The following is a 16,772-nucleotide window of genomic DNA, read 5'->3' on the forward strand; positions in this document are numbered from 1 at the left end:
GGGTTTAACCCTTCAGTCCCGTCGAGGCGATGCCCTCGACGAAGAAGCGCTGGAGAGAGAGGAAGACGACGAGAACCGGAATGAGGGCGACGACGGAGGCTGCCATGATGAGCCCGTATTCGGCCGAATATTGCGAGATGAACATGCGCAGGCCGATCTGGACGGTCTTCAGCTCGGTCTTGGTCAGGTAGATCATCGGCCCGAGAAAATCGTTCCAGGTGGTTACGAAGGTGAAGATCGTCAGCGTCGAGAGCGCGGGCTTCGACAGCGGCAGCATGATGCGCGCCCAGATCTGGTATTCGTTCATGCCATCGATGCGGGCCGCCTCGCAGAGCTCGGTCGGGATCGACATGTAGAACTGCCGCATCAGGAAGACCCCGAAGGCGGTGAAAGCCTGCAAGCAGATCAGCGCCAGATGGGTGTTGTTGAGGCCGAATTCGCGCATCAGCAGGAATTGCGGCACCATATAGACCTGCCAGGGCATGGCGATGGTGGCGATGTAGCCGAGGAACAGGGTGTTCTTGTAGGGGAAATTCAGTTTCGCGAAGGCGTAGGCGGCAAAGCTGGAGGTCAAAAGCTGCAGCAGCGTGACGATGATCGTCAGCTTCGACGTGTTGTAGATGAAGAGCGCAAGCGGGATCTTCGTCCAGATATCGACGTAGTTATGCCATTGCGGTTCGGACGGTATCCACTCGATCGGGAAGGCGAAGACGTCGCGGCTGAGCTTCAGGGATGCCGAGAGCATCCAGGCGAAGGGCATCAGCATGATGAGCGTGACAGCGATGACGATGGCGTAGATCGCGACCGATTTGAGGGTCACCTTGCGTCCTGCGACCCTCATTCACCATCCTCCCTTTGACGCCGGAACTGGAAGACGGTGACGGCGAGCACGAGGAAGAACAGAACGAGCGCGACCATGCTGGAATAGCCGAGATCCCAGGAAATGAAGGCCTCGTTGTAGATGTGGTAGACGAGGACGAGCGTCGAGGTGCCAGGCCCACCCTGGGTGATCATGTAGATCTGGTCGAACACCTTGAAGGACTGGATCGTCAGCATGACGGTGACGAAGAAGGTCGTCGGTCCGAGCTGCGGCACGGTGACATGGATGAACTTCTGCCAGGAATTGGCGCCATCGAGATCGGCCGCCTCATAGAGCTCTGCATTGATGCCCTGCAGGCCGGCCAGATAGATGACCATGTAATAGCCCATGTTCTTCCAGATGCCGAAGAGGATCACCGTCACCATCGCCCAGTGGCGATCGGCCGCCCATCCCGGCATGTTCTTGGGATCGAGGCCAAGCGTGTAGAGGATCATGTTCACAGGTCCCATCTCGGGATTGAAGATCATGTTCCAGACGACCGCGACGGCCACCAGCGAAGCGACATAGGGGAAGAACATCGCCGTGCGGAAGAAATCGCGCCCCGCGATCTTCTGATTGAGAAGTACGGCAAGGCCGAGTGCGCAGACGAGCGTCGCCGGCACGGAAGCGACCGTATAGATGACCGTGTTCCAGAACGCCGCGATAAAGGCCTTGTCGTCGAAGAGCCGCCAGAAATTGTCGAGGCCGGCGAAGGTGATCGCATTCGAACCGTCCCAATGCATGAAGGCAAGCACGAAGGCGAACAGGATCGGGCCGAGCGTGAAGACGGCAAAGCCGAGGAAGTTCGGCGCAATGAAGGAGTAGGCGACGAGCGCGCTGCGTATCCTGCGTTGACGCTTGGATAAGACCGCGACTTTTCGGCTTGGGATTGCCGGAGAGCCATCCGTCGCGATGACCGAATTCGATAGGGACACCGATGCCTCCTCTTCCTCCCGCAACGACATAGCACATATCCGGTATTGGTCAAACAAGTTATGAACAGGTCATACGAATTTTATGGAAAGCGCCAAATACATATGATAGGTGAGCATGAAGACCAAACGACCATCGATGCTTTTCCGGTACGGGGAGAGACATGTTCAGCGAGATTTCAGGGGAGCTGCCGGATGTGCTGGGCGATTTCATGCCTGGGGCGGTGGGCTCCGATCGCCCCAGATGGAACTCCGTGCCGCAGTCGGTACGGGAGCTGGTCGTTGGCGAGGCCGAAGAGACGCTTGCGCGCGCCTTTCCGCTGATTACGGCTTCGGACTACCGGGAGTATACCGAGACGGGTAACCGTGCGGGCTTTGAGGAGCTTTATTTCACGCGGCGGCGGATGCTCAACAATCTGGTGCTCGGCGAACTCATCGAAGGCAAGGCGCGGTTCCTGCCGAAGATCATCGACGGCATCTTCCTGATTGCGGAGGAGAGCGGATGGCAGCTTCCGGCGCATAATGCCTATGAACGAAGCGGCGCGCGGCTGCCGCTTCCCGACAATTCGCAGCCTGTCATCGATCTCTTCGCCGCCGAAACAGCCGCCCTGCTGGCCACCGTCGTCGCATTGTTTCGCGACGAGCTCGAGGGCATCAGCCCCGAGATTGCGGCACGCGTGGAGCGCGAGATCGAGATCCGAATCCTCTCGCCCTATCTCGGCCGGCATTTCTGGTGGATGGGCCGCGGTGAGGAGCGGATGAACAACTGGACGGCATGGATAAGCCAGAACGTCCTGTTGACGGTCTTCTCCCTGAAAACCGATCAGCCCACGCGTCACGCCGTCGTCGAAAAGGCGCTCGGCAGCCTCGACGCCTTCCTGAAGGACTATGCCGAGGACGGTGCCTGCGAAGAGGGTGTGCTCTACTACCGCCACGCCGCGCTCTGCCTGCATGGCGCGTTGACCATCCTGGATGCCGTGGCGCCCGGCCTATTCGCCGGGGTCTGGCGGCAGCCGAAGATCCGCAACATGGCCGAATATATTGCCCATATGCATGTGGCCGGCCGCTACTATTTCAACTTCGCGGATTCCTCCGCGGTGGTCGAACCCTGCAGCGCGCGGGAATATCTGTTCGGACAGGCGGTCGGCTCCGAGATGCTGGCTGAGTTCGCTGCGGCCGACAGGGCCGCTTCTGTCAATCCGCACCTGCCCGGGGAATGGAACCTTTGGTATCGCGTGCAGGAACTGCTGGCCGGCCCGACGCTTCCCGCTGCCGCCCCGCCGCCGCCTGCGTCCAGGCGCGATATCTTCTATCCCGGCATCGGCTTGTTCATTGCCCGCGACCGGCAGTTTTCGCTTGCCGTCAAGGGCGGCAACAATGGCGAAGGCCACAATCACAACGATGTCGGAAGCGTCACGCTTTACAAGAACGGACGTCCGTTCCTGATCGATGTCGGCGTCGAGACCTATACCGCAAAGACGTTTTCGGCGCGGCGCTACGAGATATGGACGATGCAGTCGGCTTTCCACAACCTGCCGACGTTCGCAGGCGTCATGCAGTCGGCCGGCGAAGCCTTTGGCGCGCGCGATGTCGAGGTCGAGTTTGACGAGGAGCACGCGCGCTTATCGCTCGATATATCAGGCGCCTATCCCCCCGAGGCACAGCTGCACAGCTATCGGCGTGTCGTTTCCCTGCTGCGCGGCCGCCACGTCGAGATCGTCGATACCTATGGCGGGGGCAAGCCGGCGGTCCTGTCTTTGATGACATGTTTGGTGCCGACCGTCGGCCCCGACAGGATCGATCTGGCCGACCTCGGCAGCATTTTCGCCCAGGGCGCCGGCGAGATCGAAATCGATGAAATCATCGTGGACGACGCCCGGCTGAGATCGGCCTGGCCCGAGAAAATCTATCGGCTTCGCGTGCCGCTTGCCGGTGGGCTGCTGAGATTGCGGATCGTCTAGAACAGGATGATTTAGGCTGGAGCCGCCTAAAGTCTGAATCCTGTTCTAAATTAAAGAGTTAGAGCATGATGTCGTCCGAAAATCGCTCACACTTTTCGGCCATCATGCTCAGGGGAGGACGAGCATGGAATTGACGCTGAAGATCGTGGATGCCGATGGGGCAGTGCTGGCGAGTTCCACAGACCGGGACGAGACGTTCCTGGTCTATCGCCAGACTTATCGCGAAGGCGATTGCGTGGTCGTGGAGGTCTCCGAGCCCGGACATGTCTTCCTCTCCCTTGATGGCGCGGTCCAACCCGGCCTGGTCTATATGAAAGAAGGCGGCTATTCGCTCTCCGTGCCCTTCGGCGACAAACGCAAGCCCTATTCGCCGAATGCCTTCAGGGGCGATATCCACCGGCTTTCAGCTCGAAGCACGCGGCCGGACGAGATCATTCACCGGCGCAATCTCGCCCTCAACCCCTGGGACGATCACGCCAATCGGACGCTGTTTCCGCATGCGCGCGCCAATGTCGAAACCCGGGGCGAAGCGGTCTTTGCCGCGCGTAACGCGATCGACGGCGAAAAGGCCAACGACGATCACGGCTTCTGGCCCTATACGAGCTGGGGCATCAACCGCGATCCGCAAGCGGCGCTGACGGTGGAATTCGGCAGGCCGGTCAGGATCGACGAGATCGTTTTCTATCTCCGGGCCGACTTTCCGCATGATTCCTGGTGGGAAAAGGCCAGCGTCACCTTCTCGAACGGCAAGACCTCCTGCTTTCCGCTGGTAAAATCGGGCGTCGCCCAGGCCTTTCCGATAGAGCCCTGCATCGTCGAATGGGTGGAACTTCACGGTCTGATCAAGGCCGAGGACGCCTCGCCCTATCCGGCGCTGACCCAGATCGAAATCTGGGGAACCGAGGTACAGGAAGCCGGGACGTCACGGTTGCGGTTGAAGACCATTCCGGAAGCGCCGACGGGGGCGCTCGTTGACGACGCTTACGGCGATCCCAGGTGATAGCATCTCTTTCTGCTTCGGTCGGGAACAGAGGCCAAGCATCAGCGGTGGAAACTGTGTCACGCTTGTCAGACCGTTTGCACGTGCTAGGAAGGTCGGATGAGACTGCTTGTGGTGGAGGACAACAAGGATCTGGCGGCCTGGCTGGGTAAAGCCCTGCGACAGGCGCAATACGCTATCGACATCGCCCATGACGGCGAGGACGCGGAGCATATGCTCAAGGTGGCGGAGTATTCAGCGATGATCCTCGATCTGGCGCTGCCCAAGCTTGACGGATTGACGCTGTTGAAGCGGTTGCGGCAGTCCGGAAACAAGCTGCCGGTCATCATCTTGACTGCGAATGCGAGCCTGGACGGCCGTGTTGCAGGGCTTGACAGCGGCGCCGACGATTATCTCGCCAAACCCTTTGAAATCGCCGAGCTCGAAGCGAGGATTCGTGCAGTGGTCCGCCGCGGCCAGGACCGGGCATCGTCCGAGATTACCGTCGGCAACCTGCGTTTCTTCGGCGGGACGCGGCAGTTTTTCGTCGCAGGCGAGCCGCTGCAGCTGACGCCGCGCGAATATGCCGTTCTTGAACAGCTTGTCATGAAGCTGGGCAACACCGTCTCGAAAGCCGCCCTTTCTGAAAGCGTGTTCGGTTTCGACGACGAGGCGGATCCGAGCGCCATCGAAATCTACGTCCACAGGCTACGAAAGAAGCTCGAGAGCAGTTCGGTTCAAATTGCCACGTTGCGCGGACTTGGTTATCTCCTCAGACATGTCCAGTAGCCTCGTCACCAAGGTGGGCGCGATGATCGCTCGGCTCAGCCAGAGCCTGAGGGTGCAACTGCTCTGCTGGGTGCTGCTGACCCTGTTCGGCGCGATCGGCTTCAATCTCTACGACAGCTTCTGGACGGCGGACGCCACAGCAAAGCTGGTGACGGATCGAACACTTCTGGCATCGGCGCGCGTCATTGCCGAAGCCGTCCGCGTCGACGAGGGCGGCAATGTTCAGGTGGACGTGCCGCCTGCCGCGCTGGAGATGTTTGATACGGGCTTTGGCGACCGGGTGTCTTATCAGGTCATCACCGCGTGGGGCAGTCTGGTCAGCGGCTTTCCCGACCTGCCGTTGCCGTCCGTCCAGCGCACCGGTGAGGATCGTGCGTTCCACGGTGCCGATGTGCGCGTCATGATGCTCGACCATCCTGTCGTCGGCCTTCCCGATGATGGCGCGATCTCCGTCACCGTCGCCGTTACGCATCACAGCCAGTATGCGATGCGAAGGCAATTGTGGCTCTCAGATTTTTCGAAGCAGTTCGTGCTCGTCTTCGTCGCAAGCCTGGTGACCATCCTCGGCCTTCAGCGGGGCCTGACCCCTGCGCTGAGGCTGCGGGACGCCCTGCGCCAGCGCGGGCGTAACCGTCTCGATCCGCTGCCGCCGGAGATGGTGCAGAGCGAGCTGCGGCCGCTCGTTCACGCCCTGAACGACTACATGGAGCGCGTCCAGAACCAGATGGCCGCGCAGCGACGGTTCGTATCGAATGCCGCGCATCAACTCAGAACACCGCTGGCGCTGATTTCGACGCAGGCGAGCGTGGCGGCCCGCGAAGCCGATGCGTCTCGCCGCGACGAGGCGCTTTTCGCCCTTCGTGCCAGCACGAAGCAGATTTCGCGTCTCGCCAGCCAGCTCCTCACCTTGTCACGGGCCGAGCCCGGAAGCCGGCGCCCGCGCAGCGATGCGACCGACCTTACGAAGGCTGCCCGCGAGATCCTGGAAGTGCATGCCGAAGAGGCGCTCAAGCGCAACATCGACGTCGGACTGGAAGCCGTCCACCCGGTCATTGTCGACGGCGACGCGACGATGTTGCGCGAGATGTTGGTCAACCTCATAGACAATGCGATCCGCTATACCCGCCCGAATGGACAGGTGACCGTCGCCGTCGGGCAGGCGGACGGCAACGCCGTCGTGACCGTCGAGGACAACGGGCCGGGTATTCCAAGCGGGGAGCGCGAGCAGGTTTTCGAACGATTCTACCGGGTCATGGGGACCGAAGGCGAGGGGAGCGGTCTGGGGCTTGCGATCGTTCGGGAGGTCGTCGAAGGCGCTGGAGGTTCAGTCTCGCTCGATGATGCGGAAGGCGGTGGGCTCGTCGTGACGGTGCGGCTGCCGCTCGCTTAGACCTAAGTGCATCAAAGAAGGCCGGGCATCGCGCCCGGCCTTCTGGTCGATCTGCCTTGGGAGGAGGTCGATTTGATCACTGGGTATCGAGGTGCTGCTGCGGACGCCATTTCGCAAGGCGGTTCTCGATCAATGTCATGATGTATTCGGCAAAAAGCGTGACGACCATGACGAGGAGGATTGCCGCGAACATGCCGGCGGCGTCGAACGTCCCCTTGGCGATCGAGATGAGCTGGCCGATGCCGAAGCGGGCGCCGACGAATTCGCCGACGATTGCGCCGATGATCGCGAAACCGAAGGACACGTGCAGACTGGCGAAGATCCAGCTCATCGCCGACGGGATGACCACGGTGCGGGTGACCTGCCAGTCCGAGGCGCCGAGGATACGCGCGTTGGCGATCATATTGCGGTCGGCCTCGCGCACGCCCTGGAAGGCGTTTGCAAAGACCACGAAGAACACCATGATGAAGGCGAGAGCAACCTTGGAGGGCAGGCCGAGACCCATGATCATGATGAAGATGGGGGCGAGAACGACGCGCGGTATCGAGTTGATCGCCTTGATGTAGACGGAGAAGATGTCCGACAGGAAGCGGTTGCGGCCAAGACCGATGCCGACGAAGACGCCGGTGATTGAGCCCGCGAAGAAGCCGATCAGGGCCTCCTCCATCGTCACCCATAGATTATACCAGAGCGAACCTTCCGTGGTGCCTTCTGTTGCCCATTCGTAGAGGCGCTGAACGACGCCGCTTGGGCTCGAATAGAAGAACGGATCGATCCACTGCATGTTGGAAGACAGCTCCCACATGCCGATCACGAAGACCAGGATGGCGATCTGCCAGAAGCGCACCAGCGTCTTGCGCCGGCGCATTGCCTTCAGCGCCGATGCCTCGATTTCTGTGTCCGACGTGCCCGGCCGAAACATGGTGGCCGAACCGGCCTCAAGTATGGTGTGTGCCATGATATCCTCCCTCAGGCCGCTTCGCTCGCGCGGCGGTAGCTGGTCTCGACCTCCTCGCGCAGGTCCTCCCAGATCGTCTTGCAATAGTCGATGAAGCTCTGCTCGTAGCGGATTTCCGACACGACGCGCGGGCGGGGGAGATCGATCGTGTAGACCGACTTTACCGTCGCGGGGCCGGCGGTCAGAACGTAGACCTTGTCGGCGAGCGCGACGGCCTCTTCGAGGTCGTGGGTCACGAACACCACCGAGGCCTTGCGCTCCGCCCACAGTTTCAATAGCTCTTCATGCATGACCGTGCGGGTCTGCACGTCGAGAGCCGAAAACGGCTCGTCCATCAGCAGAATCTCCGGCTCGTTGATGAAGGTCTGTGCCAGGGAGACGCGCTTGCGCATGCCGCCAGAAAGCTGGTGGGGATAGTGATGGAGAAATTTCGAAAGGCCGACGCGGGCCAGCCAGTCGCGTGCGCTCTTTTCCGCTTCAGTGCGCGACTTGCCGCGAAACAGCGGACCGGCCATGACGTTGTCGATCACGTTCTTCCAAGGAAAGAGTGCGTCGGTCTGGAACGCGAAGCCGACACGCGGGTCAATGCCGGTGATCGGACCGCCCATCAGCCGGACTTCACCGGCGCTCGGGCGTGCGAGACCCGTCACAAGATTGAGCGTCGTCGATTTGCCGCAGCCGGTGGGGCCGACAACGGCGACGAACTCTCCGCGGGCGACCGTCATGTTGAAATCGCGCAAGGCCGTCAGGGACTTGCCGGTCGGCGAGACGAAGCGGCGGCTGACGTTGATCAGCTCGATGGCCGGGATCTGGTTCTTGTCATGTTGCATGATGATACCTGAGGCGTGCTTTGGGCGCGTGCACGCAATGCCCATGGATCGATCGGGAGGTCGCTTCCGGTTGGGACCGGAAGCGACGCGACGCCTTACTTGACGTTCTTGACGAATTCCGTCGTGTAGGTCTTGGAAAGGTCGATCTGCTTGCCCTTGACGTTCTTGGAGAACTCCGAGAGCACGGCAAGCACGGTCTTCGGACCGTCCTCAGGCATGACGCCATCAGGTGTGAACATGCCCTTGCCGTCGTCGAGAGCCTTGATGTAGCCGTCCTTGTCGCCGACGTAGAAGTCCTTCGGCATCTTGTCCGCGATCTCGGCAGAAGAATGCGTGTTGATGTAGCGCAACGTCTTGACGAAGGCGTTGGCGAGCTTCTGCGCCTCTTCCTTGTGCGCGTCGACCCAGGAGGCTTCCATGTAGAGCGAGGCGGCCGGATAGGTGCCACCGAGCGCCTGACGGGTCGACTCGACCGTGCGCATATCGACGAGCACGCTCGCCTCGCCGGTCTTGATCATGCGCGAGATCGTCGGCTCCGTCGTCATGCCGGCCTGGATCTGATCCTGTTGCATGGCGGCGATGAAGGTGCCGCCGGCGCCGACGGGAATTGTCACGACGTCACCGGGCTTCAGGCCGGCCTTCGAGGCCATGAAGAGGGTCAGGAAGTTGGTGGACGAGCCGAGACCGGTGACGCCGAGGCTCTTGCCCTTGAAATCGGCCGGCGACTTGATGTCAGGATACTTGCTCGAGACCATCTCGACCTCGCCCGGCGCCTGGCTGAACTGGACGATGGATTCGACGAATTTGCCTTTGGCCTGCAGGTCCACACAATGGTCGTAGAAGCCGACCACGCCCTGGACGGCGCCGGCCAGAAGCTGGTTCTCGGCATCGACGCCGGCAGCTTCGTTCAGCAGCTCGACGTCGAGACCCTCATCCTTGAAGTATCCGAGCGATTCGGCAAGCTTGGCGGGCAGATAGATCTGCTTCTCATAACCGCCGACCATGATGGTGATCTTATCGGCCGCATGTGCGGTGCTTGTAGCGAAAGATGCTGCGGCGAGAAGCGTCGAAAAAGCGACGGTGTGAAAAAGGCTGCGTGAAGAACGCATGGAAATCTCCTCCTGTGGTTTGCTGGCATCGTCGTCTCGCCACCTTGACCCGTGTCTCCTCCACGATGCTGGCCCTTCCTATGACGTCGAAGCTTTCAACTAGCTTTCAGTCGCGGACGGGTAAGCAGCCCGTCGAATTCCATCGATGCATCCCCCCGACAGCATGCAACATCGAGCCAACGCGGCAAGAGCTTCAAAGTGAAAATAGGGAGAGAATATGTCCTCGACCGTGATCGCGATCTGGTGACCGGCGGCGAGCAGCCTATGAACCTGCGGGCAGCCTTGACCGTGCCGCGCTCGGCGGGTCGTCATTCAGGCGGTTCCAGGCGCGGCGGAGTTGCCGCGCCGAGCCGAAGCCGGCGCGCATCGCGACGGCCTCCATGTCCATCCGTGAACCGGAGAGCATCTCGCGGGCAAGAGCCACGCGCATGCGGTTGACGAAATCCGTAACGCTCATGCCCGTCTGCTCGTTGAACAGCCGTGAGAGGTTGCGCGGGCTGGCACCGCTGAGGCGGGCAAGGGACGCCACCGACCAGTCCTGAGTGGGGTTGGCGACAACCGCATCCTGCGCACGGTGAATGACCGGGTGAATATGGTTGCGACCTTCAAGCCAGGGCGAAAGCTGCGGATCCGAGCCGCCGCGCCTGAGATAGACGACAAGATATCGCGCCACCGCAAGCGCGCAGGCATGGCCCGCCGCTTCGGCAACGATATGCAACATGAGGTCTATGCCGGCGGTGATGCCGGCGCTCGTCAGGCGGTCTCCATCCTCGACATAGAGCCGGTTGTCCCGGACGCGCGCGCTGGGCGCGAGCCTGATCAGATCTTCCATACAGCCGTGATGGGTAGTGCATTCGCGACCGTCGAGCATTCCGGCCTCGGCAGCGAGCAATGCGCCCGAGCAGATCGAAACCAGACGAATTCCCGGACGAATGGTGCGCTTCAGCCATGCGACGATGGCGGCTTGCTCGGCGCGCTCCTGTTCGTCCCACGGGCGGTTGTTTTCCATCGGGGCATCGGCGCTGCCGGCAATGACGACAAGCGCGGTATCGGGCAAACGCTCGGGTAACGCGGCGACGCCCGTAACGGCAAGACCGATCGAGCTGCCGACCGTCGCCGATGGGCCGATATAGGTGACGGTAAAACGCACCGTGCGCTGTTCGAGGTTCGCCTTGCGCAGCACTTCGATCGGGCCGGCGACGTCGAGCAGCAGCACGCGCGGCGGCACGACGACGAAGACCGGGATATCGAAGGGCTGCGCGGCGTCCGTCATGCGGCGAGTGACTTTTCGCTCCCCGCCAGGGCCTGTTCGACGGTCGCGATCCGAGCGAAACGGCCTGAGAGGACCAGTTCGGTCCGGTCCCGGATTTCCCTTGCGCTCCAAGTGCGTCCCGCTGCGTCGGTCATCGGGAAGGTCAATGTCGCTTCGCCGACATAGTCGACTTGATAGCCGAGATCCGAGGCGTGGCGGGTCGTGGTCTCGCAGCACTGTTCGGTGCGAATGCCGGAGACGAGGATACGGCGGACGCCGTTCTCGGTCAGCCACACGTCGAGACCGGAACCGACCAGGGCGCTATGGCGGTTCTTCCTGAACGTCGCCTTGGGAGTGATCCTGAGCGGGGCGAGTGTGCTGACGAACCCGGACGCTTCCGAAAACGGCCCGTTTTCATCGACATGAAAGATCTGGATGATGGGTATTCCATCGGCTTCCGCGCCGTCGATCAGAGCCTGCTGACGATCGATATAGGCGGAAGCGAGGTTTTCGTCCCAGTAATCCCGGTGTCTGAAAGACTCCTGGGCGTCGATAACGAGAAGGACAGTATCATGGCCGGACATTTTTTGCTCCATGGCGGTTGATCATGAAGCCATATTCGGCAATTTGATGGCTCGGGAAAATGCGCGTACCGGACAAACAGCGGACAATTCGCGCCAATCGCCACGGACGCTTCCAGACAGTTCCGGGACCAACTATCAGCTGGTAAAGCTTCGCAGATCTCTCAGCAGGTTGCGGTACCTGGCCTGGCTTCCGACCAGATGGTCGCGCATGGCATTGCGGGCCGCCTGATCGTCCCTGTCCGAGATGGCGACGACGATTGCTTCGTGCTCTCTGTGGATCAACTTTCTATAGGCGGTCTGTTCGGCCGTCCTTGATTCCGGGACAAGCCTCGACTGCGGGATGATCGCAGAGCCCTGCGATTCCAGGAACTGCCTGAACAGCGGATTGTTCGTGGCTTCGGCGATTGCGGCATGGAGCTCTAGATCCGCATCGCGAATGGATTGATCGCTCTCGATGCACTGGAGGATTTTCCGGTGGCACTCGAATATCGCTTCCTCCTGTGCCGGCGAGCGGCGCAAGGCTGCAAGGCCTGCCGCCTCGATTTCGACAGGCGTTCTGATCTCGAGTACTTCAAGGTCGGAAGCTACGCGGGCCTTGTCGACTTTCCGCGCGGAGAGCGCCGGATCAGCGCCGAGTACGAAGATCCCAGCCCCCTGGCGCACCTCGACAAGCCCGTCGGAGCGAAGTGCGGCCACCGCCTCGCGCACGACGGTGCGGCTGACGCTGTGCGTTTCGGTCAGCTCGTGTTCACTAGGAAGCTTGTCGCCGGCAGAATACTGGCCGCTCAATATAGCTTGCCGGAGGCTTTCGCCGACCTGTGAGACCAGCGACCCTGAGCCTTTGCTGCGATCCTTCACCTGCATAGCCACGCCTGCCCCCGCATCGGCTTTGATCCGCATGTCATTCGAACGCGCGGTACGAAATTCACGATTCATCACACATGTATGACAAATTTCTCTATCTTTCAATGCAGGGGCGGCGCTTGTCTCTGCCTGTTTTGCCGGCAGAGCTGCGGTGATTGGATATAACGGAGATTATTCGCTATGATCGGGCGATAGACGACGGAGTTTCGATGGAAACCAAAGTGCGCTCCGCGCATATTCCGCTGCCGCTCACGCGGGAGAAGCCTCGGCGTTTGACGCTTGAGGCTCTGGCCGATGTGGACGAGGGCAATGCCGTCGATCACCGGTCGGTCCAGGCTTGGGCCGATAGCCTCGACGGCGACAGGCCGGTTTTGTTGCCTCGGTGATGAAGTTCAGGCAAGCACTCACAGCCGCCTGGTCGACTCCCCACGCACGAACCTCGGCGTCAGGATAAAATCCTGCGGCGGTGCTGCGGCGCCCTCCGGGCTTGCTATTCTTGCCAGCAGACGCTGTGCCGCAAGCTCCCCGAGCTTCTGGGCATCCTGCACCACCATGGTGATACGGGGCGTGATGACGTTGCTCCAGGGCACGTCGTCGACCATCGCCAGCGACACGTCGTCAGGGCAGCGGAAGCCCATCTCCTGCATAACCTGCAGTGCTGCGAGGCCCGTCATGTTGTTGGCGCCGATGATGGCGGTCGGCCGATCGCGACGGGTGAGCAGGCGCATGGCCTGCGCATGGCCGCCGGTCCGGGTGTAGCCGCCTTCGACCACTAGCGAAGGATCGATGTCCACATCGGCGCCGGCCATCGTGTTCATGAAACCCTTCAGGCGCTCGTCGGCAGTGTGCAGGCCGCTCGGCCCGGAGATGAAACCGATCCGCCTGTGGCCGAGCTGCAGCAGATGTTCCGTCAGGATGGTGGTGGTCAGCGGGTTGTCGGAACCGACAAAATCACGCTCGGCGCCTGCCACCTTTTGGTCGAACATCACGATCGGGGTTTTGAAGTCGCGCAGGAACGTGGCGTACTCCTCGCCGCGCCCGTTTGCCGCCAGCGCAATGCCGGCGATCTTCTGCGCCTCCAGCCGCTCCAGCAGCGCCCGTTCGAGATCGGCCCTGCCGGAGGAGTCGGCGATCAGGACGAAATAGCCGTGGTCGAGCGCCTGGTGCTCGATCTCTCGCCGGATGTCGCCGAAGAACATGTTGCCGAGATTGGCCGAAACGAAACCGATCAGCGAGCTGCGTCCGCGCGCCAGCGTCTGGGCCACCGGATCGATGCGGTAACCGGTCGATTTTATCGCCTGCTGGATGCGGTCGAGAGTCTCGGCGCCGACCCGCTTCGGGCTATTGAGTGCCAGCGAGACGGTCGAGATGGAAACCCCCGCAAGGCGCGCTACGTCTCGTATCGTGGTCATGTCTGTCGAACCGGTTCTAATGCTTTGTTATGTCCGATTTTATTGGTCTGCGCAACATTCATGCTTCAAATCGGCTGTTTTGCGGGGCTTGCCTTTCCGAGTTTTGATCACGAATTTCGGCTTGACAGACATGGGATCAGGCGAGATGATCATTTACCGAACCGGTTCGATATGATGTTAAGCCGGAAAACAGGGAGGAGAAACCTGTGACGAGTTCGGAACGCCAGCCGGAAAATCCGGCATCGGGAGGGGCGGGCAAACACGCCTGGTTCAGCCAGGATCGCCTGGGCATGTTCATCCATTGGGGCCTCTATGCGCTGGGCGCCCGGCATGAGTGGTTGAAGAACCGCGAAGAGCTGACCGACGACCATTACCAGCGCTATTTCGACAATTTCGATCCCGATCTCTACGATCCCAAGGAATGGGCTCGCCGGGCGCGTCTTGCCGGCATGAAATATGTCGTGGTGACGACCAAGCATCACGAGGGTTTCTGCCTGTGGGACAGCAAGGTGACGGATTACAAGGCGCCGAACACGCCCTGTGGCAAGGATCTGCTGACGCCGCTGGTCGACGCCTTCCGCGCCGAAGGGCTGAAGATCGGCTTCTACTATTCGCTGCTTGACTGGCACCATCCCGATTTCCCGATCGACGTTCACCATCCGCTACGCAACCATCCCGACGCCAAGGCGCTGAATGCTGGCCGTAACATCGCCAACTACGCCGCCTATATGCGCGAACAGGTGCGCGAGCTTTTGACCGGCTTCGGCCGCATCGACATCATCTGGTTCGATTTCAGCTATCCCGGGCGCGAATATCGCGGCCTGCCCGGCAAGGGGCGCGCCGACTGGGAGAGCGAGCGCCTGGTCGATCTGGTGCGCGAGCTGCAGCCCGGCATCATCGTCAACAACCGCCTCGATCTGCCGCCCGGCACCCTGCCTGACGTGACGACGCCGGAGCAATATACGCCGCGTGTGGCGCCTGCCATCGCCAGCCAGGGGGTGCTCTGGGAAGCCTGCCATACCTTCAGCGGCTCCTGGGGTTATCACCGCGACGAGAATACCTGGAAGAGCCCGGAACAGATCATCCAGTTGCTGATCGATTCCGTAGCACTCGGCGGCAACCTGCTGATGAATGTCGGCCCGACCGGCCGCGGCACGCTCGATGGGCGCGCCATCAGTGCGCTCGAGGTCTATCAGAACTGGATGGCGGTGAACGGGCGCTCCATCTATGGGGCAGGGCCGTCCGGCTATCCGGTGCCGGCCGGCTGCCGTTATACCCAGCGCGGCAACCGCCTTTATCTGCACGTCTACAATTGGCCTTACCGCCACATCCACATCGAAGGTCTCGCCGACAGGATCGCCTATGCGCAGTTCCTGCATGACGCCAGCGAGGTGCACTGGCTGAGCCATGCCAAAGACGTGGATTCCAATATCGGAGTGACGGTGCCGGAAGGCATGATCACGCTCGAACTGCCGGTCCGGCGCCCGGACGTTACCGTGCCGGTGATCGAGATCGTCCTGAAGGCGTGAGCTCGATCGCACTCGCGTGTCCTTTGCGTTCATGGAGGGAGGAGAAACCCATGAAGGTTCTGAAGAAAACGCTTTTGCTTGCCGCTATCGGCAGCAGTCTTTTTGCCACAGCCGCATCGGCCGAGCAGGTCAACCTGACCTGGCAGATGTGGACCGGCTCCGAAACCGACACCAAGAGTTGGCAGCATTTGGCAGAGATGGTGACCGCCAAGTATCCCGATATCAAGGTGACGCTGACGACGACGGGCTGGGTCGACTACTGGACGCGGCTGCCGGTGCTGGCGGCATCGGGACAGCTCGCCGACATCGTTTCCATGCAGTCGCTGCGCATGCCGAACTTCTATTCGCTGCTCGAGCCCCTGAATGACCGGATCGAGGCCGACAAGTTCGACGTCGGCGCCTTCACACCCTCGATCATCGGCGGCATGTCCGTCGATAAGCAGCTTTACGGTCTGCCCTACGATGTCGGTCCGTGGGTCATCTACTATAATCAGGACGCGCTCGAAGCCGCCGGCGTTCCGCTACCGAAGCCGGGCTGGACACTTGCCGAGTTCACCGATGCAGCCAAGAAGCTGACGAAGGACGGCAAGTATGGCTTCGGCATCACCCCGACGAACTATTCGGTCCTGGCCGCGGCCTGGGGCGATAAATACGTCAACGACGCCGGCGAGCTTGACTTGACCAGTGCGAGCGCAGTTGCCGCCGCCGACAGGATGATCGGCTTTGCCGCCAAGGATAAGATCGCGCCGCTGGTTCCCTCGGGTGGCGCGGATCCCGGTGATGTCGTCCAGGGCCGTTTCAATTCGGGCAACGTCGCCATGTATATCGATGGTCCCTGGTCGATTATCGGCATGAAGGACCAGGCTAAGTTCAAGATCGGCCTCACCACCCTGCCGCGTGACGAAGGCGAACTCTCGGCCGTCACAGCAGGCTCCGGCTTCGGTATTTCCACGTCAAGCAAGAACAAGGATGCGGCCTGGAAGGCCATTCAGGTGCTGACAAGCCCCGAAGCGCTGACCTATCTTGCCGAAGGGGGGCGCGCCTTGCCGGCGCGCACGGCGGCGCAGTCCGCCTGGTACAAGGTGGCGGCCAAGGACATCACCAATGGCGGCGAGGCCATAGATTATTCTCTGGCGCACTCCGTGCCCTACGTGATCACCAACAACTGGGCAGCGGTGGAAAACCTCTTCAATCAGTATTTCCCGCCGGCTTTCGCCGGCAGCGCCGATGCCAAGCAGACGATGGAGTCCATCCAGAGCCTCGCGCAGCAATAAAGCGAGCGCGTCCGACAGGACGCGCTAGCGCCCGCCCGCGGCAGGACCTG

The 16,772-nt window shown here is 61.3% G+C and carries 16 protein-coding genes; 7 read left to right on the forward strand and 9 right to left on the reverse strand.

From position 1 onward, the window contains the following. Positions 1-4: 4 nt before the first annotated feature. Positions 5-841, reverse strand: coding sequence for a carbohydrate ABC transporter permease (locus A6U98_RS32995; protein ID WP_064655429.1), 837 nt, complete (start codon positions 839-841; stop codon positions 5-7). Beyond that, positions 838-1,824 (reverse strand): sugar ABC transporter permease, encoded by a 987-nt coding sequence (locus tag A6U98_RS33000; protein ID WP_064655430.1) that lies wholly within the window; start codon positions 1,822-1,824, stop codon positions 838-840. The genes A6U98_RS32995 and A6U98_RS33000 overlap by 4 nt, the downstream gene beginning before the upstream one ends. 131 nt (positions 1,825-1,955) lie before the next feature. On the opposite strand from A6U98_RS33000, the gene A6U98_RS33005 reads away from it, so the two are divergent. The 4 genes from A6U98_RS33005 to A6U98_RS33020 all read left to right on the forward strand — a co-directional run bounded on the left by A6U98_RS33005 (position 1,956) and on the right by A6U98_RS33020 (position 6,910). Continuing rightward, positions 1,956-3,752 carry a heparinase II/III family protein gene (locus tag A6U98_RS33005; RefSeq protein WP_064655431.1) on the forward strand — a complete coding sequence of 599 codons (1,797 nt, stop codon included), beginning with the start codon at positions 1,956-1,958 and terminating at the stop codon, positions 3,750-3,752. 124 nt (positions 3,753-3,876) lie between these two features. After that, positions 3,877-4,752 (forward strand): hypothetical protein, encoded by an 876-nt coding sequence (locus A6U98_RS33010; RefSeq protein WP_064655432.1) that lies wholly within the window; start codon positions 3,877-3,879, stop codon positions 4,750-4,752. Positions 4,753-4,851: 99 nt separating this feature from the next. Beyond that, on the forward strand, positions 4,852-5,520 hold the full coding sequence (locus tag A6U98_RS33015; RefSeq protein WP_064655433.1) for a response regulator: 669 nt from the start codon (positions 4,852-4,854) through the stop codon (positions 5,518-5,520). Next, positions 5,510-6,910 carry a sensor histidine kinase gene (locus A6U98_RS33020; protein WP_064655434.1) on the forward strand — a complete coding sequence of 467 codons (1,401 nt, stop codon included), beginning with the start codon at positions 5,510-5,512 and terminating at the stop codon, positions 6,908-6,910. The genes A6U98_RS33015 and A6U98_RS33020 overlap by 11 nt, the downstream gene beginning before the upstream one ends. A 76-nt stretch (positions 6,911-6,986) precedes the next feature. Here A6U98_RS33020 and A6U98_RS33025 read toward each other — a convergent pair whose 3' ends face one another. From A6U98_RS33025 to A6U98_RS33050, 6 genes are all read right to left on the reverse strand, one after another. Further along, the gene (locus A6U98_RS33025) at positions 6,987-7,868 is read right to left on the reverse strand and encodes an ABC transporter permease (protein ID WP_064655435.1); all 882 of its coding nucleotides are present in this window, start codon (positions 7,866-7,868) and stop codon (positions 6,987-6,989) included. 11 nt (positions 7,869-7,879) lie between these two features. After that, positions 7,880-8,698: an ABC transporter ATP-binding protein gene (locus A6U98_RS33030; protein WP_026188721.1), complete on the reverse strand. Its 819-nt coding sequence runs from the start codon at positions 8,696-8,698 to the stop codon at positions 7,880-7,882. Positions 8,699-8,793: 95 nt separating this feature from the next. Further along, on the reverse strand, positions 8,794-9,807 hold the full coding sequence (locus tag A6U98_RS33035; RefSeq protein ID WP_064655436.1) for an ABC transporter substrate-binding protein: 1,014 nt from the start codon (positions 9,805-9,807) through the stop codon (positions 8,794-8,796). 262 nt (positions 9,808-10,069) lie between these two features. Beyond that, a complete protein-coding gene (locus tag A6U98_RS33040; RefSeq protein WP_064655437.1) occupies positions 10,070-11,080 on the reverse strand; it encodes a helix-turn-helix domain-containing protein in 1,011 nt (336 codons plus the stop codon). Next, the gene (locus A6U98_RS33045) at positions 11,077-11,655 is read right to left on the reverse strand and encodes an isochorismatase family protein (protein ID WP_197496471.1); all 579 of its coding nucleotides are present in this window, start codon (positions 11,653-11,655) and stop codon (positions 11,077-11,079) included. The genes A6U98_RS33040 and A6U98_RS33045 overlap by 4 nt, the downstream gene beginning before the upstream one ends. Positions 11,656-11,778: 123 nt before the next feature. Further along, positions 11,779-12,543 (reverse strand): FadR/GntR family transcriptional regulator, encoded by a 765-nt coding sequence (locus A6U98_RS33050; protein WP_062943026.1) that lies wholly within the window; start codon positions 12,541-12,543, stop codon positions 11,779-11,781. A 173-nt stretch (positions 12,544-12,716) separates the two neighbouring features. Between A6U98_RS33050 and A6U98_RS37405 the strand changes: the two genes are divergently transcribed. Further along, complete coding sequence (locus A6U98_RS37405) at positions 12,717-12,893, forward strand: hypothetical protein (RefSeq protein ID WP_197496472.1); 177 nt, start codon at positions 12,717-12,719, stop codon at positions 12,891-12,893. 18 nt (positions 12,894-12,911) lie between these two features. Here A6U98_RS37405 and A6U98_RS33055 read toward each other — a convergent pair whose 3' ends face one another. Continuing rightward, positions 12,912-13,919: a LacI family DNA-binding transcriptional regulator gene (locus A6U98_RS33055; protein ID WP_064655439.1), complete on the reverse strand. Its 1,008-nt coding sequence runs from the start codon at positions 13,917-13,919 to the stop codon at positions 12,912-12,914. A gap of 206 nt (positions 13,920-14,125) precedes the next feature. Between A6U98_RS33055 and A6U98_RS33060 the strand changes: the two genes are divergently transcribed. Then, positions 14,126-15,448, forward strand: coding sequence for an alpha-L-fucosidase (locus A6U98_RS33060; protein WP_064655440.1), 1,323 nt, complete (start codon positions 14,126-14,128; stop codon positions 15,446-15,448). A gap of 50 nt (positions 15,449-15,498) precedes the next feature. Then, positions 15,499-16,722, forward strand: a complete 1,224-nt coding sequence (locus A6U98_RS33065) for a sugar ABC transporter substrate-binding protein (protein WP_064655441.1) — start codon at positions 15,499-15,501, stop codon at positions 16,720-16,722. Positions 16,723-16,772: the final 50 nt, after the last annotated feature.

Source organism: Rhizobium sp. WYCCWR10014 (assembly GCF_001657485.1).
Lineage (GTDB): Bacteria > Pseudomonadota > Alphaproteobacteria > Rhizobiales > Rhizobiaceae > Rhizobium.